The sequence below is a fragment of the Nitratireductor aquibiodomus genome (assembly GCF_900105565.1).
GTDB lineage: Bacteria > Pseudomonadota > Alphaproteobacteria > Rhizobiales > Rhizobiaceae > Nitratireductor > Nitratireductor aquibiodomus.
This window is the reverse complement of record NZ_FNSL01000002.1, coordinates 177479-199260: the sequence shown is the minus strand read 5'-3', so window position 1 is coordinate 199260 and position 21782 is coordinate 177479. Positions and strand designations below refer to the sequence as shown.

Annotated in this window: 21 protein-coding genes; 9 read left to right on the top strand and 12 right to left on the bottom strand. The window is 63.5% G+C overall.

What is annotated here, in order from left to right; translation table 11 throughout:
- Positions 1–8 precede the first annotated feature (8 nt).
- On the top strand, positions 9–1022 hold the full coding sequence (gene cobT, locus BLW55_RS20090) for a nicotinate-nucleotide--dimethylbenzimidazole phosphoribosyltransferase (RefSeq protein ID WP_090330173.1): 1014 nt from the start codon (positions 9–11) through the stop codon (positions 1020–1022).
- Between the two features lie 2 nt (positions 1023–1024).
- The gene (gene cobF, locus BLW55_RS20085) at positions 1025–1786 is read left to right on the top strand and encodes a precorrin-6A synthase (deacetylating) (RefSeq protein WP_090330172.1); all 762 of its coding nucleotides are present in this window, start codon (positions 1025–1027) and stop codon (positions 1784–1786) included.
- Positions 1787–1987: 201 nt separating this feature from the next.
- Here the strand turns inward: cobF and BLW55_RS20080 are convergent, their stop codons facing one another.
- From BLW55_RS20080 to BLW55_RS20035, 10 genes are all read right to left on the bottom strand, one after another.
- On the bottom strand, positions 1988–3205 hold the full coding sequence (locus BLW55_RS20080; protein WP_090330171.1) for a GTP-binding protein: 1218 nt from the start codon (positions 3203–3205) through the stop codon (positions 1988–1990).
- A 312-nt stretch (positions 3206–3517) separates the two neighbouring features.
- Positions 3518–4348, bottom strand: coding sequence for an amidohydrolase family protein (locus BLW55_RS20075; RefSeq protein ID WP_090330170.1), 831 nt, complete (start codon positions 4346–4348; stop codon positions 3518–3520).
- Positions 4349–4350: 2 nt separating this feature from the next.
- The gene (locus BLW55_RS20070; protein ID WP_090330169.1) at positions 4351–4791 is read right to left on the bottom strand and encodes an RbsD/FucU family protein; all 441 of its coding nucleotides are present in this window, start codon (positions 4789–4791) and stop codon (positions 4351–4353) included.
- Positions 4791–5831, bottom strand: coding sequence for an aldo/keto reductase (locus BLW55_RS20065; RefSeq protein ID WP_090330168.1), 1041 nt, complete (start codon positions 5829–5831; stop codon positions 4791–4793). Before BLW55_RS20065 ends, BLW55_RS20070 begins: the two co-directional genes overlap by 1 nt.
- The gene (locus BLW55_RS20060; RefSeq protein ID WP_090330167.1) at positions 5828–7123 is read right to left on the bottom strand and encodes an L-fuconate dehydratase; all 1296 of its coding nucleotides are present in this window, start codon (positions 7121–7123) and stop codon (positions 5828–5830) included. The genes BLW55_RS20065 and BLW55_RS20060 overlap by 4 nt, the downstream gene beginning before the upstream one ends.
- Complete coding sequence (locus BLW55_RS20055) at positions 7120–7977, bottom strand: fumarylacetoacetate hydrolase family protein (RefSeq protein ID WP_090330166.1); 858 nt, start codon at positions 7975–7977, stop codon at positions 7120–7122. The genes BLW55_RS20060 and BLW55_RS20055 overlap by 4 nt, the downstream gene beginning before the upstream one ends.
- A 65-nt stretch (positions 7978–8042) precedes the next feature.
- Positions 8043–8990 carry an ABC transporter substrate-binding protein gene (locus BLW55_RS20050; RefSeq protein ID WP_007007277.1) on the bottom strand — a complete coding sequence of 316 codons (948 nt, stop codon included), beginning with the start codon at positions 8988–8990 and terminating at the stop codon, positions 8043–8045.
- Positions 8991–9074: 84 nt separating this feature from the next.
- Positions 9075–10082: an ABC transporter permease gene (locus tag BLW55_RS20045; protein WP_090330165.1), complete on the bottom strand. Its 1008-nt coding sequence runs from the start codon at positions 10080–10082 to the stop codon at positions 9075–9077.
- Positions 10079–11653 carry a sugar ABC transporter ATP-binding protein gene (locus BLW55_RS20040; RefSeq protein WP_090330164.1) on the bottom strand — a complete coding sequence of 525 codons (1575 nt, stop codon included), beginning with the start codon at positions 11651–11653 and terminating at the stop codon, positions 10079–10081. The genes BLW55_RS20045 and BLW55_RS20040 overlap by 4 nt, the downstream gene beginning before the upstream one ends.
- A 10-nt stretch (positions 11654–11663) precedes the next feature.
- The gene (locus BLW55_RS20035) at positions 11664–12413 is read right to left on the bottom strand and encodes an SDR family oxidoreductase (RefSeq protein WP_090330163.1); all 750 of its coding nucleotides are present in this window, start codon (positions 12411–12413) and stop codon (positions 11664–11666) included.
- A gap of 141 nt (positions 12414–12554) precedes the next feature.
- Here BLW55_RS20035 and BLW55_RS20030 point away from each other — a divergent pair, with 141 nt between their 5' ends.
- The 5 genes from BLW55_RS20030 (at position 12555) to BLW55_RS20005 (ending at position 17828) form a co-directional block, all read left to right on the top strand.
- The gene (locus BLW55_RS20030; protein ID WP_090330162.1) at positions 12555–13319 is read left to right on the top strand and encodes an IclR family transcriptional regulator; all 765 of its coding nucleotides are present in this window, start codon (positions 12555–12557) and stop codon (positions 13317–13319) included.
- Between the two features lie 116 nt (positions 13320–13435).
- Entirely contained in the window at positions 13436–14560 is a 1125-nt protein-coding gene (locus tag BLW55_RS20025; protein WP_090330161.1) for an extracellular solute-binding protein, read from the top strand.
- 197 nt (positions 14561–14757) lie between these two features.
- Positions 14758–15822, top strand: a complete 1065-nt coding sequence (locus BLW55_RS20015; protein WP_090330160.1) for an ABC transporter ATP-binding protein — start codon at positions 14758–14760, stop codon at positions 15820–15822.
- On the top strand, positions 15815–16696 hold the full coding sequence (locus BLW55_RS20010) for an ABC transporter permease (RefSeq protein WP_025031030.1): 882 nt from the start codon (positions 15815–15817) through the stop codon (positions 16694–16696). Before BLW55_RS20015 ends, BLW55_RS20010 begins: the two co-directional genes overlap by 8 nt.
- Positions 16697–17021: 325 nt before the next feature.
- A complete protein-coding gene (locus tag BLW55_RS20005) occupies positions 17022–17828 on the top strand; it encodes an ABC transporter permease (protein ID WP_090330159.1) in 807 nt (268 codons plus the stop codon).
- A 205-nt stretch (positions 17829–18033) separates the two neighbouring features.
- On the opposite strand, the gene BLW55_RS20000 is transcribed toward BLW55_RS20005, so the two are convergent.
- Positions 18034–18465, bottom strand: coding sequence for an Lrp/AsnC family transcriptional regulator (locus BLW55_RS20000; protein ID WP_090330158.1), 432 nt, complete (start codon positions 18463–18465; stop codon positions 18034–18036).
- Positions 18466–18602: 137 nt separating this feature from the next.
- Here BLW55_RS20000 and BLW55_RS19995 point away from each other — a divergent pair, with 137 nt between their 5' ends.
- Positions 18603–19706: a saccharopine dehydrogenase family protein gene (locus tag BLW55_RS19995; protein WP_090330157.1), complete on the top strand. Its 1104-nt coding sequence runs from the start codon at positions 18603–18605 to the stop codon at positions 19704–19706.
- A 95-nt stretch (positions 19707–19801) separates the two neighbouring features.
- Positions 19802–20737 carry a DMT family transporter gene (locus BLW55_RS19990; protein WP_090330156.1) on the top strand — a complete coding sequence of 312 codons (936 nt, stop codon included), beginning with the start codon at positions 19802–19804 and terminating at the stop codon, positions 20735–20737.
- A gap of 14 nt (positions 20738–20751) precedes the next feature.
- On the opposite strand, the gene BLW55_RS19985 is transcribed toward BLW55_RS19990, so the two are convergent.
- Entirely contained in the window at positions 20752–21780 is a 1029-nt protein-coding gene (locus BLW55_RS19985; protein WP_090330155.1) for a histone deacetylase family protein, read from the bottom strand.
- Positions 21781–21782: the final 2 nt, after the last annotated feature.

Sequence of the window (21782 nt, the reverse complement as noted above, 5' to 3'; positions counted from 1 at the left end):
GGATATCCATGCCCCGCTTTCTCTCGATCGACGATCTGCGCACCGCCTGCAACGACCGGCCTTCAGGCGACGAAAACGCCGCACAGGCCGCAACGGCCCGTCAGGCCGTGCTCACCAAGCCGCCCGGCAGCCTTGGCCGGCTTGAAGAAGCGGCCATCCGGCTTGCCCGCTGGCAGGGGCGCGAGAAGCCGGCGCTCGACGAAGTGCATGTGTTGATCTTTGCCGGCTCTCATGGCGTGACCGCGCGGGGCGTTTCGGCCTTTCCGGCCGAGGTGACGGCGCAGATGGTGGCGAATTTTTCCGCCGGCGGCGCGGCCATCAACCAGTTGGCAAAGCAGGCCGGCGCGCGTCTCACCGTCACGCCGCTGGAAATCGAGCGCCCCACGGCGGATTTCACGCAAGCGCCGGCCATGGACGATGCCGATTTCCTGCGCGCTGTCGAGGCCGGTTTCGATGCGGTTCCGGAGGGGGCCGATCTCGTTTCGCTGGGTGAAATGGGCATTGGCAACACCACCGCCGCCGCCGCGCTGGCCGCAGCCCTTTTCGGTGGCGGGGGCGCGGATTGGGTCGGGCGCGGAACAGGTGTCGACGATGCCGGGCTCTCGCGCAAGGCCGAGGCGGTGGATGCCGCCCTTGCCTGCCATGGCGAGGCGCTTTCCGATCCGCTGGAGGCGCTGCGCTGTGTCGGCGGGCGGGAGCTTGCCGCCATGTTTGGTGCCGCCCTTGCCGCGCGGCAGAAGCGCATTCCGCTGCTGCTCGACGGTTTCGTGTGCGGCGCGGCAGTCGCGCCGCTCGCGCGCCTTGGCGAAGGCGGACTGGCGCACGCCATTGCCGGCCATGTTTCCGCCGAACCCGGCCACCGCAAGCTGCTTGCCGAACTCAGCCTCAAGCCGCTGCTCGATCTTGACATGCGGCTTGGCGAAGGGTCCGGCGCGTGCCTTGCCATCAACATTCTGCGCGGCGCGCTTGCCTGCCACAACGGCATGGCGACCTTCGCCGAAGCCGGCGTTTCGGACGGTTGACCATGCGCACGCTCTCGCTCATCGGCATCGGCACGGGCAATCCCGAACACATGACGGTTCAGGGCATCAACGCGCTGAACCGGGCCGATGTGATCCTCATTCCCCGCAAGGGCGAGGCGAAAGAGGATCTGGCCGATCTGCGCCGTGTCATCTGCGAGCGGTTTCTGGAAAACCGGCAGACGCGGATCGTGGAGTTCGATCTGCCGGTGCGCGATGCGGCCAATCCGAGCTACCGCCGGGGCGTGGACGACTGGCACATGGCCATCGCCCGCGCTTATGCGGATCTGCTTGCGGCGCACACGGGCGAGACGGGCCGTGCGGCCTTTCTCGTCTGGGGCGATCCCTCGCTTTATGACAGCACGCTGCGCATTATCGAGCACATGCGCCGCGAGACGGCGCTTGCGGTCGCGCTGGAGGTCGTGCCGGGCATCACCAGCATTCAGGCGCTCGCGGCCAGCCACCGCATGCCGGTCAACACGATCGGCGGTTCGGTGCTGATAACCACGGGAAGACGGTTGAAGGCGGAAGGCTTTCCGCCCAATGCCGACACGCTTCTCGTCATGCTCGACGGCGACTGCGCCTTCCGCACGCTCGATGCCGACGCCTACGAGATTTACTGGGGTGCGTATCTTGGCACAGCGGAGGAGCTTCTGATTAGTGGGCTGTTGGGGGAGGTGATGGAGCAGATTGTGGAGACGCGGGCCAGAGCGCGGGAAGACAAGGGCTGGATCATGGATACCTATCTCTTGCGGGTCAGGGGGTAGGTTCGGCGGACTTCATCCCGCCCTCGCCCTTCGACAAGCTCAGGATGAGGGCTGTGTGGGCGCTTCACCTTTCTGTGGCGAGGAGGCTGAATTATACCCGTTTCCGCTCAACAGGGTTTCTAACCACGATTCATGTCCTCTCCCTCATCCTGAGCTTGTCGAAGGGCGAGGGAGAGGACACGCGCTGCCGGCACCCGCCCCTCAGGCGGCCTGTGCCCGCTGCCAGCGCGGGAAAGGGTCCGCCAGCGCACGGAATTCCGCGGGATCAAACCGCGTCTCGCTTCCCACCAGCGCCGCATCCAGCGCTGCGGTGATGCGCTCGCGGTCCATGCCTGTGCCGATGAAGACCAGCTCCTGCCGCCGGTCGCCATAGGGTTCGCGCCAGTAACGGTCCATGAAGGCGCGGGCTTCGGGATGCGTGGGATGCCGCTCGCGGGGAACCGCCGCCCACCAGGTGCCCAGCGGCTTCACGCTGGACAAGGCCCCGGCCAGGCTGAATTCCGCCACCCAGTCGGGCCGCGTCGCGATCCAGAAATGCCCCTTGGCGCGGATCACGCCGGGCAATGGCGCGTTCAGCACCTGATGCACCCTTTGCGGATGGAACGGCCGTCTGGCGCGATAGACGAAGGAGGAAACGCCATATTCCTCCGTTTCCGGCACATGATCGGCGAAGCCATAAAGCTCCTTGGCCCAGAGCGGGTGCTGGTGCGCCGCCTCGAAATCGAAAAGCCCCGTGTCGAAGATGCGCTCAGGCGCAACATGCGAATGATCGGTCTCGATGATCTGCGCATCCGGGTTGAGCGCGATGACGATCTTGCGCGCCGCGTCGAGCCGTTCCGGCCCGGCGTCGCTCACCTTGTTCAGGATCACGACGTCGGCAAACTCGATCTGATCGACCAAGAGGTCGACGAGAGTGCGCTCGTCCCCCTCGCCCGCGACCTCGCCCCGGTCGCGCAGGAAATCATGGCTGGCATAGTCTTCGAGCAGGTTCAGCGTGTCGACCACCGTGACCATCGTGTCGAGCCGCGCGACATCGGAAAGGCTCACGCCTTTCTCATCGCGGAATTCGAATGTGGCCGCCACTGGCAGCGGCTCGGAAACGCCGGTGGATTCGATCAACAGATAGTCGAACCGCCCCTCGGCCGCCAGGCGCCGCACCTCTTTCAGGAGATCGTCGCGCAGCGTGCAGCAGATGCAGCCATTGGTCATCTCCACCAGCTTCTCGTCGGTCTGCGAAAGGTCGGCCCCGCCCTCGCGCACCAGATTGGCGTCGATGTTCACTTCCGACATATCGTTGACGATCACCGCAACCCGACGCCCGGCCCTGTTGTTCAGGATGTTGTTGAGAAGCGTCGTCTTTCCCGCGCCCAGAAAGCCCGAAAGCACGGTTACGGGCAGGCGGTTGTCCTGGTTCGGCATGGATGGCTCCTTTGGCTGATGGATGGAATGTAATATCATAACATTCGAGATGCACAAGAGGGGCATCTTCGAAGAATGTGCAGCGAGAGGAAAATCATGTGAGTTGGCCGCGATGGCATGGGTACCCGGCTCAGGGCGGCGGGGCGAATGGCGTGGGAAGGCTCAAGGCTGTGATGCCGAGGACAGTCCTGAACGATTACAGCACTTTGCAGTCAGGTGGAATCACCTGACGTCCGCACAAATGCAGCAAATCGATAGATGGAATGGAGCGGCGTTTTCGTAAAACGGTAAACGGCTCCAGGAAAGCCGCGGTCAGCGCAGCCCGTAGATGCGTCCGGCATTGGCTCCGAGGATTGCTTCCCAGTCCGCCGCATCAAACCGCTGGAGCAGCGCGGCGGTCGCTTCGCTCCAGTCGGAATAGCTTGCGGCAAGCGTACAGACCGGCCAGTCGCTGCCCCAGATCACGCGGCCCGGCCCGAAGACCGTCAACACGTGGTCCGCATAGGGCTGAAGCTTTTCCCGGTTCCAGCCTTCCCCCGCTTCCGTCACGAGGCCGGAGAGCTTGCACGAGACCTGTTGACGCATGGCAAGAGATGCCATGTCCTCAGCCCAGTTTTCCATGGCACCCGATGCGATGTCCGGCTTGGCGCAATGGTCGATCACCACGCTCATTTCGGGATAGCGGTCTACCAGCACGGCGAGATTTTTCAGGTGGCGTGGCAGCACCAGCGCATCGAAGACGAGCCCGTGATCGATGAGCGCGCGAAAAGCCGCATTGAGTTGCGGGCGCAACATCCAGTCCGGGTCGGGGATGTCCTGAATCATGGGGCGCAGGCCCTTGAAGCGAGGATGTGCAGCCAGCTCCGCGATGCGCGCTGGTGCGTCCGGGCTCTCGAAATCCACCCAGCCGACAACGCCTCTGATAAAGGCGTTCTCGTCGGCCAGCGAGAGCATGAAATCCGTTTCCGCGTCGCTCGGCGCCGCCTGCACCAGAACGGTGCCTTCGATGCCTTCGGCCTCCATGAGGGGCTTGAGATCGTCGGGCAGGAAATCGCGGTAGATCTTGGAGAGCTCCGGTGTCAGCCAGCCATAATCGCCGCGCGAAAGCCGCCAGAAATGCTGGTGGGCATCGATCCGGCGCATGCTCAGGCGTCCTCTTGCGGCAGAACGCCTTTCTTCAGGATCACATTGCCATAGAAGCGCCGCTCACCCGTCTGGATGACGGCAAAGGCATCGCGCGCGCGATCGTAGAAGGCAAAGCGTTCCAGCGGGCGTATCTGCGCGGGGTTGTCCGCCACCCGGTCGATCACGGTCTGAAACTCTGCCACCACCGGCGGCATGCCATCCGGGTCGTCCACCATCTGCATGCTGATCGCGGGATCGTCGACGAAGGAATCGAGCGGCATCACGCTCAAAACCGCCTCCAGCACGCGCGGCGCGGAAATGCCGTCGAGCCGCACGAAATCGCGCGCGCTCGCCTCGCCGGGAAAGTTCGCATCGGCAATGACGATCTCGTCGCCATGGCCCATGGCGCGCAGGATGCGCAGGAGATCGGGTGAGAGAATGGGGTCGATACCACGCAGCATCAGTTTTCCTCCGGGGTCGGTGCGTCGGGCCGGATCAGGTTCTGGCCCTTGAGGTCAGACCACAGTCCGGCAGGCACGTTACGCGAAAAAAGCGCGATGTTCGCCTCCACTTCTTCCGGTGTCATCGCACCGGGGATAACCGTGCGCACCGCCGGGTGTCCCATCACGAATTGCAGGGCCGCTTCGATCAGCTTCACACCATGCGCGGCGCATACGGCCTCGATCCGCCGCACCCTGTCGAGGATGTCTGCAGGCGCAGTTTCGTAATTGTAACGCGCGCCCTCAATGGCCCCGGTCGCCAGAATGCCGGAATTGTAGGGTCCGCCCAGAATGATGCCGACATCGCGCTTCACGCAGAGCGGCAGGAAACTGTCGAGCGCTTCCTGTTCCAGAAGCGTGTAGCGCCCGGCCAAGAGAAAGGCGTCGAAATCGCCGAGCCCGAGCAGGCGTTCGCACACCTGCCATTCATTGACCCCGGCGCCGATGGCCCGCACTTGCCCCGCGTCTTTCAGCTCCCTGAGCGCGCGATAGCCGCCACCGTCGAAAAGCTCGCGCACCTTCGCGTCGCTTGCCTCCTGACTGCCGTGGGTGAAAACGTCCACATCGTGCACGAGAAGAATGTCGACACGCTCCACACCGAGCCGCGCGAGGCTTGCCTCATGGCTGCGCATCACGCCGTCATAGGTGTAGTCGTAGACGATTTTTTTCTGCGGCGTATCGACAAAGGCGGTGGATGTCACCGCGTCGGGCCCACAGTCTTCCAGAAGCCGCCCGACCTTGGTCGAGAGCGTGATCGCATCGCGCCCGAAGCGCCGGGTCGCCTGCCCGAAGCGCTGTTCGGAAAGCCCGAGGCCATATTGCGGCGCGGTGTCGAAATAGCGCATGCCGCCGTCGAAAGCGGCCTGCAACGTTGCCTGCGCGTCCGCTTCCTCAACCCGGCGATAGAGATTGCCGAGTGGCGCGCCGCCAAATCCCATGCGCGTCAGCGTGACCGGCTGCGCGGTGCTGGCGCGCAGCGCAACCGGGTCCGAAGCTTTCATGCCGGCACCCGCTCCCCGGCTGCGCGGTGGCGGTATTTCTCCAGCGAGGCCGGTTTCATCTCGATGGAGAAGCCGGGTGCCTGCGGCGGTATATAGGCCGCGTTGCGGACCACGCAGGGTTCGACAAAATGCTCATGCAGATGGTCAACATATTCGATGACGCGCCCCTCGCGTGTGCCGGCGATGCATAGATAGTCGATCATGGAGAGATGCTGCACATATTCGCAAAGGCCGACACCGCCGGCATGCGGGCAGACCTTGAGCCCGTGCTTCGCCGCCATCAGCATCACCGCTAGGATCTCGTTCACACCGCCCAGGCGGCAGGAATCGATCTGCACCACATCGACGGCCCCACGCATGATGAGCTGCTTGAAGATGATGCGGTTCTGGCACATTTCGCCGGTGGCGACCTCGACCGGCGCGACACCTTCGCGGATCCTGCGATGCCCTTCGATGTCGTCCGGGCTGGTGGGCTCTTCGATGAACCACGGTTTGGCGAAAGAGAGCCGGGTCACCCATTCGATGGCTTCGTCCACCTCCCACACCTGGTTGGCATCGATCATCAGATTGACATCCGGGCCGACCACTTCGCGGGCGATGGTCAAACGGCGAATGTCGTCGTCGAGATCCCGGCCGACCTTCATTTTCACATGGTGGAACCCGGCATCCACAGCCTCCCGGCAGAGCCGCCGGAGCTTTTCATCGTCATAGCCGAGCCAGCCGGCGGATGTGGTGTAGCAGGGGTAGCCCTCGCGCTCGAGCGTGGCGATCCGTTCTTCCTTGCCTGCCGCTTTTTCGCGCAGGAATGAAAGCGCCTCTTCGGGCGTGATGCAGTCGGTGATGTAGCGGAAATCGATGCAGCGCACGAGTTCCTCAGGGCTCATCTCCGCGACCAGCCGCCAGACGGGCTTGCCTTCGATCCTTGCCCACAGGTCCCAAACGGCGTTGACCACCGCGCCCGTCGCCAGATGGATCGCGCCCTTGTCCGGCCCGATCCAGCGCAACTGGCTGTCGGAGGTCACATGCCGCCAGAAACGGCCCATATCCTCGGCGACCCAGTTCATGTCGAGCCCGACGACGAGATGGCGCATGGCCTCGATGGCCGCACAGCAGATCTCGTTGCCGCGTCCGATGGTGAAGGTCAGGCCATGGCCTTCATGATCTCCATCGGTTTCAAGGATCACATAGGCTGCCGAATAATCCGGATCCGGGTTCATCGCATCCGAGCCATCCAGATGGTCGGAGGTGGGAAAGCGCACATCGATGGTACGCAGGCCGGTAATCTTGGTCATTTTGCGCTCACGACTTTCTGTGTCTGTACGCCCAGCCCTTCAATGCCGAGGCGCATCACTTCGCCACCTTTCAGATAGACCGGTGGCTTCTGCCCCATGCCGACGCCGGGCGGCGTTCCGGTGGAGATCACATCGCCGGGCTGCAGGCTCATGAAGCGGCTGACATAGGCAATCAGCTCCGGCACGCGGAAGATCATCGTTGACGTGGAACCGTCCTGATAGCGCCTGCCGTCGACCTCCAGCCACATGCCCAGACTGTCGACGTCGTTCACTTCGTCCGGCGTCACCAGCCAGGGGCCGGTGGGGCCGAACGTGTCGCAGCCCTTGCCCTTGTCCCAGGTGCCGCCGCGCTCGATCTGGTATTCCCGTTCCGAAACGTCGTTCACCACGCAGTAGCCGGCGACATGGGAAAGGGCATCCTCTTCCTCAATGTATTTCCCACCCTTGCCGATCACCACGCCGAGCTCCACTTCCCAGTCGGTCTTCAGAGAGCCGCGTGGCAGTTCCACATCGTCGTCCGGTCCGACAATGGACGAGGTCCATTTGTTGAAGATGATCGGCTCTTTTGGAATGTCCGCGCCGGTTTCGGCGGCATGGTCGGCATAGTTGAGGCCGATGCAGATGAATTTGCCGATGCTTCCCACGCAGGGTCCCAGCCGCAGACCGTCCTGCGGCCTGCCTTCGACCGCCGGCAGGCTGGCCGGGTCGAGCGCCTTCAGCCTGGCGATGCCCTCGGGTTCGAGCGCCGGGCCGGCCAGATCGGCAATCACGCCGGAGAGATCGCGCACGCGCCCCTCATTGTCCAGGAGGCCGGGTTTTTCCTGGCCGCGCGGGCCGTAGCGGAGAAGCTTCATGTCATGTCCTGTTGGCTTGAAAGATGCTCCGGGGAGGGCTTCCCCGGAGCGGTCGTGAAGATCCGTCAGTCGTAAAGAACGGCTGCGATTTCCGGATCGTCGATATTGGTCTTGTCGTAGTAGTAAAAGCCCGTGTCGATCGCCGCGGGCACCTCTTCGCCCTTGGCGGCGGCCACGGCGGCCTTGACCGTCTCGTAGCCGATGCCCACCGGGTTCTGCGTGATCGCGCCGGCCATCAGACCATCGCGGATTGCCTCTTTCTGCTGCGCGCCGGAATCATAGCCGATGATCACCACATTGGTGCGGTCCATCTCGCGCACACCATTGACCACGCCGATCGCGGAGCCCTCATTGGTGCCGAAAATGCCCTTCAGATCCGGGTTGGCCTGGAGGATGGATTTGGTGATCTCCGTCGACTGCAGGTGGTCGCCGCCGCCATACTGGATGGTGACGATCTCGATGTCCGGATATTTCTCCTTCACCTGATTGACGAAACCGTCGCGGCGGTCGATGCCGGTGCGGCTCGTCTGGTCGTGGGCGACCACGGCAACCTGCCCTGCCCCGCCGATGAGTTCTGCCATCTTGTCTGCGGCAAGGGCCGCTGCGGCCAGATTGTCGGTCGAGGCCGTCGCCTTCGGGATGTCGCTGTCGACACCGGAGTCAAAGGCGATCACGGGAATGCCCGCCTCGTCCGCCTGTTTCAGGAGCGGAATGGCCGCCTGGCTGTCGAGCGCGGCAAAGCCGAGTGCTGCCGGCTTCTTGGCAAGCGCCGCCGCCAGCATGTCGATCTGCCGGTCGACCATGGTTTCATTGTCCGGCCCCTCGAAAGTGACCTCCACATCCAGCTCTTCAGCGGCCTTGTCGGCACCGGCCTTCACGGCCTGCCAGAACTGGTGCTGGAACCCTTTCGAGATCAGCGGGATATACATCTTGTCCTGCGCCGAAGCGGCCATACCGCTTGCGACGAGGGCTGCGGCGCTGATGGCGCCCAGCATTGCGCGTCTCGTAAACATGTTTTCTCCTCCGGTTTTTCGTTCACACTCACTCATTGATCTGGTCGAAACTCGGGGCGTTCGCCGCCCTCTTTGTGTTGAAACTCATCCCATGCGCCGCTTGCGCATCATGTCGGCATAGACGGCGAGAATGATGATCGCGCCCGTCACCACGGTCTGCCACTCCTGTGCTACCGAAAGGATGCGCAGGCCATTGGCCAGAACCGCCATGATCAACGCGCCGATCAGCGTGCCGAGGATCGTGCCGCGCCCGCCGGCAAGCGAGGTTCCGCCGATGACGACGGCAGCAATGGCTTCCAGCTCGTAGCCAAGGCCGAGAGCGGGCTGCGCGGAGTTGAGGCGCGAGGCGATCAGCAGGCCGGCAATGCCGCATATGCCGCCGGCCAGCGCATAGACCGCCATCTTCCACGCATCCGTGTTGACGCCGGAAAGGCGCACCGATTCCTCGTTGGAACCCAGTGCAAAAGTGTAGCGCCCGAGCACCGTGCGGCCCAGAATGTAGCTTACGGCAATGGCCACCAGAAACAGGATCAGCACGCCATTGGGGATCGGCAGGGCGGGAACGATCTCGCCGATCAGCGACCCGCGCGAAATCTCGGTAAAGCCCGGCGTGTCGTTGAAATAGATCGGCCGCGTGCCGGATATGACGAGCGACAGCCCCTTGAGCATCAGCATCATGCCGAGCGTGGCGATAAAGGGCGGGATCTTCATCTTGGCGACGAAGGTGCCCGACGTGAGCCCGCACAACGCCCCGGCGCCAATGGCCGCGAGAACGCCGAATGGCAGCGGCAGGCCCCAGTAGGTGAGGACGACACCCGCGATGACCGCGCAAAAAGTCATCAGCGTGCCGACCGAAAGGTCGATGCCGCCGGTGATGATGACAAGCGTGGCCGCAATGGCCAGAACCCCGTTCACCGAGGTCGCCTGCAGAATGGCGATGATGTTCGAGGTCTGCATGAAGTTGGGCGAGGCCAGCGAAAAGCCGATCAGGAGTATGATCAGGCTCATGAAGGCCAGCAGTTTCTGGTGTGCGCCTGCCTGCAGAAGCCGTGCGGCAAAGCCGGCCTGCGGTGTGGCTTCCACGGTGCTCATTCTTCTCCTCCCACCGGTTCCATGGCGTTCTCGCGTTCTGTCGCAAGGCGCATGATGTCTTCCTGACTGGTTTCCGCCCCTCCCGGCAGAATGCCTGTCAGCCGCCCCTCGCACATGACGGCGATGCGGTGGCTGAGCCGAAGCACTTCCGGCAGTTCCGACGAGATCACGATGATCGCCCGCCCCTGCGCCGCCAGCCCGTTCAAGAGTTTGTAGATTTCGCTCTTCGCGCCGACGTCGATGCCGCGTGTCGGCTCATCGAAGATGAGGATGTCGCAGTCGCGCAGAAGCCATTTGGCAATGACCACCTTCTGCTGGTTCCCGCCGGAGAGCAGCCGCACCTCCTGCCGGTCGGAAGGGGTGCGAATGGCGAGCTGGTCGATATAGCCGCGCGCGGCATCGCGCATGCCCGCCTCGTCGAGCGCGCCGAGCCTGCCGGTAAAGCGCTCCAGGCTCGCCATGGCGACATTGGCGCGCACGTCCATGCCGACCGCAAGGCCGAAATGCTTGCGGTCTTCGGAAAGGTAGCCGATGCCGGCGGCGACCGCATCGGCGGGTGTGCGAATGTCGACAGGTGCTCCATGGATGGAGATCTCGCCGGCCTCGCGCGGATCGGCGCCGAAGATCGCCCGCGCCACTTCCGTGCGGCCGGCGCCCATCAACCCGGCAAAGCCGAGGATTTCGCCCTGCCGCACCGAGAAACTGACATTGCGGATTTCGCGTCCGCGCGTGAGCCCCTTCACTTCCAGCGCAACCGGCGCTTCATCAAGGTCCGGCACCTCCACCGCGCTGTCGGTCAGCGCCCGCCCCACCATCATGGAGATGATCTCGCTCACCGGTGTGTCGGCGGCGGAAACGGTGTCCACATATTGGCCGTCGCGCATCACCGTCACCCGGTCCGCGATGCGCTTCAGCTCGTCCATCTTGTGCGAGATGTAGATGATGCCGACACCTTCCGCCTTCAGCCGGCGGATGATGACGAACAGTTCCTCGATCTCGGCATTGTTCAGGGCCGCCGTCGGCTCGTCCATGATCAGCACGCGCGAATGGAAGGAGAGTGCCTTGGCGATCTCCACCATCTGCTGCTTGGCAATGGTCAGCCCGCCCACCTGTGCCCTGGGGTCGAGCTTCAGGTTCATGGAGGCGAAGATTTCCGCCGTCTGACGGTTGAGCGCGGCTTCGTCCAGCCGGCCGAAACGCAGGCGCGGCTCACGGCCGATGAAGATGTTCTGGGCGGCGGTCAGATCATTCATCAGGCTCAGCTCCTGATGAATGATGCTGATGCCCAGATCCTGTGCCGCGCGCGGGCTTTCGATCACGACCGGCTGGCCGTCGACCAGCACCTCGCCGTCATCCTTCGGGTAGATGCCCGACAGGATTTTCATGAGCGTGGACTTGCCCGCCCCGTTTTCCCCCATCAGGGCGTGCACTTCGCCAGGCATGAGCTCGAAGCGCACATTTTTCAGTGCGTGCACGCCGGGGAAGCGCTTCTCGATGCCGCGCATGGAGACGACCGGCCGGACACCATCTGTTCCGGCTTCGGTCGTCACGATTGTTGACACCGTTGCCATGGCACGATCCTCAGATCGTCACGCCGCCGTCGACGAGCATCGCCTGCCCGGTGACGAAGCGGCTTTCATCCGAAAGAAGATACAGCACCAGCGGTGTGATGTCGTCCACCGTGGCGAGCCGCCCCATGGGCTGGCGCGCGATGAAATCCTTCTCCGCCTGCACGGGATCGGCCGCCGAGGCGATGCGACCGCGCAGCGATGGCGTGTCGACCGTGCCGGGGCACAGCGCGTTGCACCGCACGCCCTGCTTGACGAAATCGGCAGCGACCGACTTCGTCAGCCCGATCACCGCCGCCTTGGTGGTGCCGTAGACCGCGCGGTTGGCGAAGCCTTTGATGGAGGAGGCCATCGAGGCCATGTTGAGGATGGAGACGGTTCCGGTCTTGCCGGCGCGGTCCAGCATGCCCGGCAGGAAAGCCTGCGTCATGCGATACATGGAGGTGACGTTGAGATCCGTGCTGAACGCCCAGTCTTCCTCCGACACGTCGAGAATCGTCCCGTTGTGAACAAAGCCGGCGCAGTTGAACAGCCCGTCGAACCCGCCGGTCTTTGTGGCGAGCGCATCGATTGCCGCGCGATCGCGCACGTCGAGGCGGTGCGTCTCTATGGTGTCGCCCCCGGCGGCCAGCGCGGCAAGCCCCTCTTCATTGATGTCGACGGCGATGACCGACGCCCCTTCAGCGGCGCAGGCAAGTGCACTGGCGCGGCCGATACCCTGAGCCGCAGCGGATATCAGGATCCGCTTCCCTTGTAGTCGCATACGATGACCTCCTCCCTGTTGAGCCGCAGCCCCATCATCGTTTATATACAAATAGTCTATTCATATATAAAAGAGCATTGCAACATCAAAGTTGACAAGAGGCTCAATTCCTCATCAAAGCAGCCGGTCGGAGGACATGACGTGAACAGCAAGAAGACCACCGAAGACCGCTATCGCGCCCCCGCGCTCGACAAAGGGCTCGACATTCTCGAGCTTCTGTCCAGTCAGCCTTACGGCCTCACCCGCGCCGAAATCGTCAAGGCGATGGGCCGGGGACCGAGCGAAATCTATCGCATGCTGGAGAGGCTCGTCGCGCGCGATTATGTGAGCCGCTCCGTGGAGGGCGACCGCTATGCGCTGAGCATGAAGCTGTTCGTGCTCGGCAGCCAGCACCCGCCGCTGCGTCGTCTTGCCGCCCGCGCCCTGCCGCTGATGGACATGTTCGCCCGCGAGACACATCAGTCGGTGCATCTGGTGGTGCCTGAGCGCGGTTATGCCATCGTGGTCGCCCAGGCGAGCAGCCCCGCCAACTGGGAGTTTCGCCTGCGCCCCGGTGCCCAGCTCGATTTGCTCACCACCGGTTCAGGCCAGACGCTGCTCGCTTTCCAGAGCCCGGACCGGCGCAGCGAGACCCTGGCGATCTGGGGCAGTTCCGCGCAGGTGAAACATCTGGCGGAGATGGAGCCGGCGCTGGAAGAGGTCCGCTCCAACGGCCACCGCATCGGCAACAGTCTCCAGCTCGTCGGCGTGCGCGATATCTCCGTCCCTGTCTTCGGCCCTTCGGGCGATGCGCTTGCCGTGCTGACCTGTCCTTACTTCGAGCAACTTGACGATGCGCAGGCGGCGAATGTCGAAACGGCCCTTGCCAGCCTGAAGAACGTGGCGGAAAGACTGTCCATTTCCTGAGACTTCAAGCAACTTTACGCGTCACCTCTGATTTTTGTTGCTGAACGGTCATCGCGCTGTAACATAGCGGGAATAACGCCTGCGATCTCAACGCAGAATTCAGGGGAGTGCTTTCCATGACATTGATCAGACGACGCAACTTCATCAAAGGCGCTGCCTCGATGGCAGGCCTTTCGCTTGTCGCGCCTTTCATTTCGCGCAGCTATGCGCAGGGTTCTTCCGGTTCGGTCAACATCTTCGCCTGGGCCGGCTATCTGAACGACGAGATGCTCGCCGCCTTCGAAAAAGAGACCGGCATCAAGGCGAACTACACGCCCTACGGCACCAATGACGAACTTCTGAACCAGCTTCGCGCCAACAATGGTGGCGGGTTCGACATCATCTGGCCGACGGTCGACCGCGTGCCCAACTATGTCGAGTTCGAACTCGTGCAGCCCATCGATGAGAGCAAGGTCAACGTCGACAACTGCCTGCCGAGCGCCTGGAAAAATTCCGAGAACCTTGGCGCCGTGATCGACGGCAAGCGCTATCAGGTGCCGACCGACTGGGGCACGGAAGCCGTTTCCTTCGACAAGGATCAGGCACCGCTCGAATATGGCACCGCATCCTATGGCGACATCTGGAAGCCGGAAATGAAGAGCAAGGCCACCGTGCGCGGCCATTCGGGTCTCGTTGGCCTGGGCCTCTGGCTCGAAGGCGAGGGCAAGCTGCCCATGCCGATGGCGGATGCCTTCAAGTCCGAAGAGAACATGGTCAAGATCTATGACGTGATTCTTGAGGAAGCGATTGCCCGCAAGGCCAACATCGCGCAGTTCTGGTCCAACGAGAACGAGGCGCAGGGTGCCTTCCGTGTCAATGGCTGCGCCATCGGCCAGACCTGGGATTCGACCGCAGCGGCACTCGCCAAGGAAGGTCTGCCCATCGGTTTCATCGCGCCGAAGGAAGGCGCGCTGGCATGGATGGAAGGTGTCGCGATCCCGAAGGGTGCGGAAAACCTCGATCAGGCCTATGCCTTCATCAACTGGTTCCTGACGCCGGAAGCCGGCGCCATGTACACCAACGCGACCTCGATCAACTCCACCGCCGTGGGTGCCGCCGACATGACGTCCGACGACGCCAAGGCATTCTTCGCGGCCGCCTATCCGGGCGACGCACTGGAGAAGCTATGGTGGTGGCCGATCCAGGAAAGCTGGTTCGTTGCCAAGCGCAACGAATATCAGGACCGCTTCCTCTCGGCCTGAGAAAGCCGGATGAACTGACGGCGCTCGCCCCTCACCCTTACCCTCTCCCCGCAGGCGGGGAGAGGAGGGCATAGACGTTGCGGCCATCTTCCTTCTCCCCGCTTGCGGGGAGAAGGTGCCGGCAGGCGGATGAGGGGCGGGCGCCACCGGGCAATCCTCACGCACGCCCACCAAACACCGGGAAACACTGGGGGACCATGTCACATTCCGTAGAGCTCGATCATGTCGGCGTTACATTCGGCACCACCCGCGCCGTCGACGACGTCTCCTTCACGGTTGAAGGCGGGGAGTTCTTTTCCATTCTCGGGCCATCCGGCTGCGGCAAGACCACGCTCCTGCGCGTCATTGCCGGCTTCCTGAACCCGACCGAGGGCCGCATCCTGATCGGCGAAAAGGACATGACACCACTGGGGCCGAACCAGCGCCCGACGGCGATGATCTTCCAGTCGCTCGCGCTCTTCCCCCTGATGCCCGTGTGGGAAAACATCGCCTTCGGGCTTGAGGCGCGCGGCGTCTCGAAAGCCGAGCGCCGCAAGAAAGCGAACGATCTTCTGAAGCTTATCGCACTGGATGGTTTTGGCGACCGCATGCCCGGAGAGCTCTCCGGCGGCCAGCGCCAGCGCGTCGCCATTGCCCGCGCGCTCGCGGTCGAGCCGCAGGTGCTTCTGCTCGACGAACCCTTGTCCGCGCTCGATTTGAAGCTGCGCCAGCACATGCGCGCCGAACTTCGCGCCCTGCAAAAGCGCACCGGCGTCACCTTCATCTACATCACGCACGACCAGTCCGAGGCGCTTGCCATGTCGGACCGCGTGGCGGTGATGAGCGCCGGCGTGGTGCAGCAGGTGGGCGCGCCGCGCGAGCTTTACGACAATCCGGCCACGCCCTTCGTCGCCACCTTCGTCGGCGAGACCAATGCGCTCTCCTGCACGGTGAAGGGCATCGACAAAGGCATCGCCACGGTGGAAACCGCCCATGGAACGTTGACCGGCCGCGCCGGAGACGGGCTTTCCGGCGGTGCGACGGCAAAGCTTTATGTGCGGCCCGAAGCGCTGAAACCCAGGGGCGGGGCGAACCGGCTTGCCGCCACCATCGAGCGCATCGATTTCGAGGGCGCCTTCGCGCTCGCGCACGGCGTTGCCGAAGACGGCACGCCACTGGTCGCCTCCATCGCCAGCACCGAACTTGCGAGCGCTCCCGCCATTGGCGAAAAGTCCGGGTTCGGCTTTGAAAGCACAAACGCGGTGGTCCTGCCCGATGTCTGAGCTCTACAGGCGTTTCGGCGGTGGCCTCGGCACGCTGTTTCTGGCGCTGGTGGGCGCGTGGCTCGCCGGCATGGTGCTTGCGCCCAATGTGATGATGATCGACTACGCGCTGCGGCCCAACCTGCCGCCGTCGCAGCTTGGCGGGCCGAACGATGTCTATTCGCTCGACAACATTCTCTATCTGGCCAATGAGGGCGTTCACCGCGCGATCTTCTTCAAGACCGTGTGGGCGAGCGCGCTTGTCGCCTTCATCACCTTTCTGGTGTGTTATCCCATGGCGTTCTGGCTTGCCCAGCACGCGACGGTAAACCAGACGGCGGTGGTGCTCCTCGCACTCACCATCCCGTTCTGGATCAACGAGGTCTTGCGCACGTTGGCATGGTATATCCTGCTCGCGTTTCGCGGGCCGCTGAATGCCTTCCTCCTGTCGCTTGGCATCATCGACGAGCCGGTGCGCTGGTATGGCGATGGCGGCGTGCTGGCGGGCATGACCTATGCCTACATCCTGTTCATGCTGTTCCCGATCTACAACGCCATCGAATCCCTCGACAAATCTCAGATCGAGGCCGCGCGCGACCTCGGCGCCTCCACCTGGCGCATTCACTGGCGGGTGGTCATCCCGCACGCCAAGGCGGGCATCGCCACGGGCTGCGTCTTCACCTTCATGCTTGCCGCCGGAAGCTATGTGGCCCCGGCCCTTCTCGGCGCGCCGGGCAGCCGCTGGTTCACCGAGATCATCTACAACTGGTTCTTCGAGGGCGGCGACTGGAACCGCGGTGCCGCTTACGCGCTGGTTCTTCTGGTTCTGTGCCTTGCGGTGGTGCTCGTCACGCTGCGCATTGCCCGCGTGAGCCTGACCGAGGTGGCGAAATGAGTGCGGTGGCCACGAACAGGCGTGGGCGCTGCCCCTCACCTGCCCTTCGGACTGCTTGTTTGCGCATGCTAGGAGAAGGTCCCGCCGTCATCCCGGCCGACCGGGGGGAGAGCCGGGACCCATTGAGAGACGCGGCCGATCTGCGCAGAAAGTGCCGGTATCTCCGGAATACACCCAAAGCAAAACCGGGCCACGCCCCATGGCATTCTTCCAATAGGTCCCGGATAGCCCTTCGGGCTTCCGGGATGACGCCTTCAGCAAGGCCAAGCCATAACGCGGATGAGGGGCCGCACCGGCCTCTCCGGCCAACCCCGGAGGGTCGCGCATGAGTGCCGCCGACCGCATCGCCCGCGCCCTGTTCGGCTTCTACATGGTGGCGTTCTTTCTCTACCTGTTCGCGCCGCTCGCGATCATGGGCGTCGCCACGTTCAACACCAGCCGCTTCCCCACGGTAACGCCGTGGCGCGGCACAACGCTGCAATGGTTCGGCGCGCTGTGGAGCGATGGCGGCATGTGGCAGTCGCTGTGGACCTCCTTCGTCGTCGCCTTCTTCGTGGTCATCACCGTCCTGCCCATCGGCACGGCGGCAGCGCTTGTTCTCACCAGCCTTCATGCGCGCGCCCGCAGCTTCATGTATGCGGTCATGGTGTCGCCGCTGCTCACGCCCGGCGTGGTCATCGGCATCGCCACGCTGGTTCTCTGGCGGCAGCTTGGCGTCGGCGGCGGTGTGTTCCTGATCGTGGTCGCGCAGGCAAGTTTCATCATCTGCTATGTGATGCTGATGATCACGGCGCGCCTCCAGCGCTTCGATCCCACGCAGGAAGAAGCGGCCCTCGGCCTCGGCGCGTCGAAATTCATGGTTTTCCGCCGCGTTCTGCTGCCCTTCCTGAAACCGGCGCTCATCGCCGCGGGTTTTCTTGCCGTTCTCCAATCCATCGAAAACTACAACACCACGCTCTTCGTGCGCGGGTTCGATACGCCGCTCACGGTCTACATCGCCACCAAGGTGCGCACGGGGCTCACACCCGCCGTCAACGCGCTGGCGCTCATCATGATCGCGATCACTGTGTTTGGGGCCGTCGCCTACGAGATTGCCCGCAGGCGCGGCGCGGCGCGGATGGCGGTGGAGTAGCGGTGCAACTTTGACGCCATCCCGGCCGACCGGAGGGAGAGCCGGGACCCATTGAGCGGCAAGGCCGATCTCCGCAGAAGGCGCCACCGGCATCCATCTAGCCGAACCACTGCCGGGCCGCGCTCCATGGCGTTCTTCCAATGGGTCCCGGATAGCCCTTCGGACTTCCGGGATGACGGTTTCGCGTCAGCGGATCGCTGAAGCCTTACTGGTCGATCCGCGTTGACAGGACGATCGAGCTCATTGTCCGGTCAACGCCCTTCAGCGCTCCGATCGTGTCGATCACCGCATCGAGCTCGGCCACTGACGGCGCTTCGACGATGATAATCATGTCGAACGATCCGCTCACCGAGTGAACCGTGCGCACGGCGGGCATCTTCTCCATCGCCGTAATCACATCGCCGGAAAGCTTTGGCGACACCGTGACGAGCAGATGCGCGCGGATCTGTGCTGCATCATATTCGCCCGAAAGCCGCACCATATAGCCGGCAATCGTTCCGCTGCGCTCAAGCCGCTCCAGCCGGCTCTGCGCGGTGGAGCGCGAGACGCCCAGCCGCCGGGCAATCTCCGACACCGGCATGCGCGCATTCTCACGCAACAGCGCAATCACCGCCCGATCTGCGTCCGTTGTCGTCATATTGCTAATTCCATTCGTCGATATGTTTAAAATCGTGAGTGAAATTACCCGGATTGATGCTTCGATTCAACGTCGATCAAAGCCAGACTGGACAAACATCCAGGCAGAATCGCCAGACAAATTCGAAAGGGAGCGGGATGAAAGAAATCGTTGTCACGGGAGCCGGGCGCATTGGCACTGCCATCGCAGACATGCTGGTCGCCTCGGGCGATTACACGGTAATCGTCGCCGACCGTTCGGCGGAGCAGCTTGCGGCCCTGCCCTCTCACCCGCAGATCTCCGGTGTCGCGGTCGATCTTTCCGACACGAAGGCGCTGGCCGCCGTTCTCAAGGGCAAGTTCGCCCTGCTCAACGCTGCGCCCTATCACCTCACGGTTCCCATCGCCGAGGCCGCCGCCGAGGCAGGCGTTCACTATCTCGACCTGACCGAGGACGTGAAAAGCACGCGCCGCGTCAAGGAGATTGCCGCTTCCGCCGAAACGGCCTTCATCCCCCAGTGCGGGCTGGCGCCGGGCTTCATCACCATCGCCGCCAATTCGTTGGCCAAGCGTTTCGACGCGCTGCACGATGTGCGCATGCGGGTCGGCGCGCTGCCGCAGTTTCCGGCCAATGCGCTCAACTACAATCTCACTTGGTCGCCGGAAGGCGTCATCAACGAGTATTGCGAGCCCTGCGAAGCCATCGTCGATGGCGAGATGAAGGAAGTCGCGCCGCTTGAGGGGCACGAGGAGTTCTCGCTCGATGGCGTGCGCTACGAGGCGTTCAACACCTCTGGCGGGCTCGGCTCCATCTGCGAATCGCTCAAGGGCCGCGTGCGCAATCTCAACTACCGCACGATCCGCTATCCGGGCCATGCCTCGATCATGAAGATGCTTCTGAACGACCTGCGCCTGAGCGAACGCCGCGATCTTCTGAAAGAGATTTTCGAGCACGCGCTGCCCACCACCATGCAGGATGTGGTGGTGATCTTCGTCACCATCACCGGCCTGAAAAATGGCCGGCTGGTGCAGGAGAGCTACGCCAACAGCGTGTTTGCGGACCCGGCCGGGCCGAATGCCCGCAGCGCCATCCAGAAGACCACTGCCGCCGGCATCTGCACCGTGCTCGACCTGCTCGCCAACGGCAAGCTGCCATCCAAGGGCTTTGTCCAGCAGGAAGACATTGCGCTCAAGGATTTTCTGGCAAACCGCTTCGGCCGCACCTACCAGCCCGAGACCGGCCCGAAGGCTCAGGCCGCATAAGGTCAAACCGGCCAGCGCGGGATTTCCCCGCTGGCCGTACCGTTTTGACGCCATGTGACATTGCGCGACCGGGCATCGCTCCATAGGGTCGCGCAATGTCAAACGACCGGCCGCTTGTCGGCATCCTTCTGATGATCGGGTTTTGCGCGGTCGCCCCCCTGGGGGACTCGATTGCGAAACTGTTGGGCGAGACCATCCCGCTCTTCGAGCTGCTGGTGGTGCGTTTCGCCGCGCAGGTGGTGTTTCTCCTGCCGGTCGTGTGGTGGAGCGGGAAAACGCTTCTCCTGCCGTCGCGCGTCATGCGCCTCACCGTGTTGCGCACGGCACTTCACATTGCCGGCATCGGCGCGATGTTCATGTCGCTGCGCTATCTGCCGCTGGCCGATGCCGTGGCCATCGCCTTCGTCATGCCCTTCATCATGCTGGCCTTTGGAAAGTTCTTTCTGGGCGAGGACATCGGGCCGAGGCGTCTCGCCGCCTGTTCGGTCGGCTTCATCGGCACCATGCTCGTTGTGCAGCCGAGCTTCCTCACCGTCGGCGCGCCAGCACTTCTGCCGCTTCTCGTGGCGGTGGCCTTCTCCGGCTACATGCTGGTGACGCGCCAGATCTCGCGCGATGCCGACCCCATCGCGCTTCAGGTGGTCAGCGGCATCTATGCCATGATCGGCTTTGGTTTCGTGGCCATGCTGAATCTGGGGCTGGATCTGCCGCAACTGCGCATGGTGCAGCCCGACATGCGGGAAATGCTGCTCCTTGTCGCCTCCGGCTTTTTTGGCACATTCGGCCACCTTCTCATGACATGGTCGCTGCGCTTTGCGCCATCGGCCACGGTGGCGCCGATCCAGTATCTGGAGATCCCCTTCGCCACGGTCATTGGCTGGCTCATCTTCCGCGATCTGCCCAATGGGCTGGCCGCACTCGGCATCGCCATCACCATTGGAGCCGGGCTCTACATCGTGTTCCGCGAGCGGGCGCTGGCAAGGCCGGTCACCCCGGTTCAGCCAGCACCCGATCCGCAAAGCGTACAATGACGCTCTGAGCTGTCTCAGCCAGCCAGCGCTTCGCGGCTGGCGGTGAGGAAGATTTCCGCGTTTCTGGAAAGCGATGGCCCCAGATACCCGCCTTCCTGGATCAGCGCCGTCGGCAGCCCAAGTTCCGCGATTTCGCGTGCCATGGTGGCAAAGCCGTCGCCCGTGAGCTTCACCTCCGAGAGCGGATCGTCCGCCGCCATGTCGAGGCCGAGCGAAATCACCAGCGCCTCCGCGCCAAAGGCGGTGATGGCCGAAAGCCCTTCGCGGAAGCGGCCAAGGATCGTGTCCGTGTCCGATCCGGGTTTCAGGCAGAGATTGAGCGTCGCCCCCTCGCCTTCGCCCTCGCCGCGCTCGTCCTCATAACCGAGATAGTAGGTCGGGTAGAGGTCAGGGTCCGTGTGCAGCGAACAGACGAAAACGTCGCCGCGATCATAGAAAATGTCGAGCGTGCCATTGCCCGTATGCGTGTCGATGTCGAGCACCGCCACCTTGCCGAAACGCGTGCGCAGGCTTTGCGCGGCGATGGCCGCGTTGTTGAAGAGGCAGAACCCGTTCGACGCGTTGGAAAGCGCATGATGCCCCGGCGGGCGGCAAAGCCCATAGACCATGCGTTCGCCTTCCTTCACGCGCTCGGCGGTTTCAAGCGCGGTCTGCGCCGACCAGTAGACGGCATCCCATGTGCCTTCCGTCAGCGGAACCGACGTGTCGGTCGCCCACCAGCCAAGCTGGCCGAAAACCGATGAGGAAGGCCGCCCCCGGCGCGGGCCGGGATGGCAGTTGGGGATCGGTTCCTGATCCGGCGCCTCCGCGCGCCAGCGCTGGTAGGCGTCTTTCCAGAAATCCACATAATCGGGATCGTGCACGGCCTTGATCGGCCCGTCGCCGAAATCGCGGGGTTTCTCGATGGGGAATTGGTTTTTGATCAGCATGTCGCGGATCAGGATCGCGCGTTCGGCCTGTTCGGGATGGGGCATATAGGCCCCGCGCCGGAAATAGCGCTCCGGTGTGTGCCGCAATTGGCGTTCGTCGAAAATGGCTTTCATTG

What these genes read in the sequence shown, in the direction of transcription:
- BLW55_RS20010 (WP_025031030.1), top strand. Translation starts at nt 15,815, where the DNA reads ATGTCTGAGCTCTACAGGCGTTTCGGCGGTGGCCTCGGCACGCTGTTT.
- BLW55_RS20065 (WP_090330168.1), bottom strand. Translation starts at nt 5,831, where the DNA reads ATGAAAGCTTCGGACCCGGTTGCGCTGCGCGCCAGCACCGCGCAGCCG.
- BLW55_RS20040 (WP_090330164.1), bottom strand. Translation starts at nt 11,653, where the DNA reads ATGGCAACGGTGTCAACAATCGTGACGACCGAAGCCGGAACAGATGGT.
- BLW55_RS20080 (WP_090330171.1), bottom strand. Translation starts at nt 3,205, where the DNA reads ATGCCGAACCAGGACAACCGCCTGCCCGTAACCGTGCTTTCGGGCTTT.
- BLW55_RS20000 (WP_090330158.1), bottom strand. Translation starts at nt 18,465, where the DNA reads ATGACGACAACGGACGCAGATCGGGCGGTGATTGCGCTGTTGCGTGAG.
- cobT (WP_090330173.1), top strand. Translation starts at nt 9, where the DNA reads ATGCCCCGCTTTCTCTCGATCGACGATCTGCGCACCGCCTGCAACGAC.
- BLW55_RS19985 (WP_090330155.1), bottom strand. Translation starts at nt 21,780, where the DNA reads ATGAAAGCCATTTTCGACGAACGCCAATTGCGGCACACACCGGAGCGC.
- BLW55_RS20050 (WP_007007277.1), bottom strand. Translation starts at nt 8,990, where the DNA reads ATGTTTACGAGACGCGCAATGCTGGGCGCCATCAGCGCCGCAGCCCTC.
- cobF (WP_090330172.1), top strand. Translation starts at nt 1,025, where the DNA reads ATGCGCACGCTCTCGCTCATCGGCATCGGCACGGGCAATCCCGAACAC.
- BLW55_RS19995 (WP_090330157.1), top strand. Translation starts at nt 18,603, where the DNA reads ATGAAAGAAATCGTTGTCACGGGAGCCGGGCGCATTGGCACTGCCATC.
- BLW55_RS20025 (WP_090330161.1), top strand. Translation starts at nt 13,436, where the DNA reads ATGACATTGATCAGACGACGCAACTTCATCAAAGGCGCTGCCTCGATG.
- BLW55_RS20035 (WP_090330163.1), bottom strand. Translation starts at nt 12,413, where the DNA reads ATGCGACTACAAGGGAAGCGGATCCTGATATCCGCTGCGGCTCAGGGT.
- BLW55_RS20060 (WP_090330167.1), bottom strand. Translation starts at nt 7,123, where the DNA reads ATGACCAAGATTACCGGCCTGCGTACCATCGATGTGCGCTTTCCCACC.
- BLW55_RS20055 (WP_090330166.1), bottom strand. Translation starts at nt 7,977, where the DNA reads ATGAAGCTTCTCCGCTACGGCCCGCGCGGCCAGGAAAAACCCGGCCTC.
- BLW55_RS20015 (WP_090330160.1), top strand. Translation starts at nt 14,758, where the DNA reads ATGTCACATTCCGTAGAGCTCGATCATGTCGGCGTTACATTCGGCACC.
- BLW55_RS20045 (WP_090330165.1), bottom strand. Translation starts at nt 10,082, where the DNA reads ATGAGCACCGTGGAAGCCACACCGCAGGCCGGCTTTGCCGCACGGCTT.
- BLW55_RS20005 (WP_090330159.1), top strand. Translation starts at nt 17,022, where the DNA reads ATGAGTGCCGCCGACCGCATCGCCCGCGCCCTGTTCGGCTTCTACATG.
- BLW55_RS20075 (WP_090330170.1), bottom strand. Translation starts at nt 4,348, where the DNA reads ATGCGCCGGATCGATGCCCACCAGCATTTCTGGCGGCTTTCGCGCGGC.
- BLW55_RS20070 (WP_090330169.1), bottom strand. Translation starts at nt 4,791, where the DNA reads ATGCTGCGTGGTATCGACCCCATTCTCTCACCCGATCTCCTGCGCATC.
- BLW55_RS19990 (WP_090330156.1), top strand. Translation starts at nt 19,802, where the DNA reads ATGTCAAACGACCGGCCGCTTGTCGGCATCCTTCTGATGATCGGGTTT.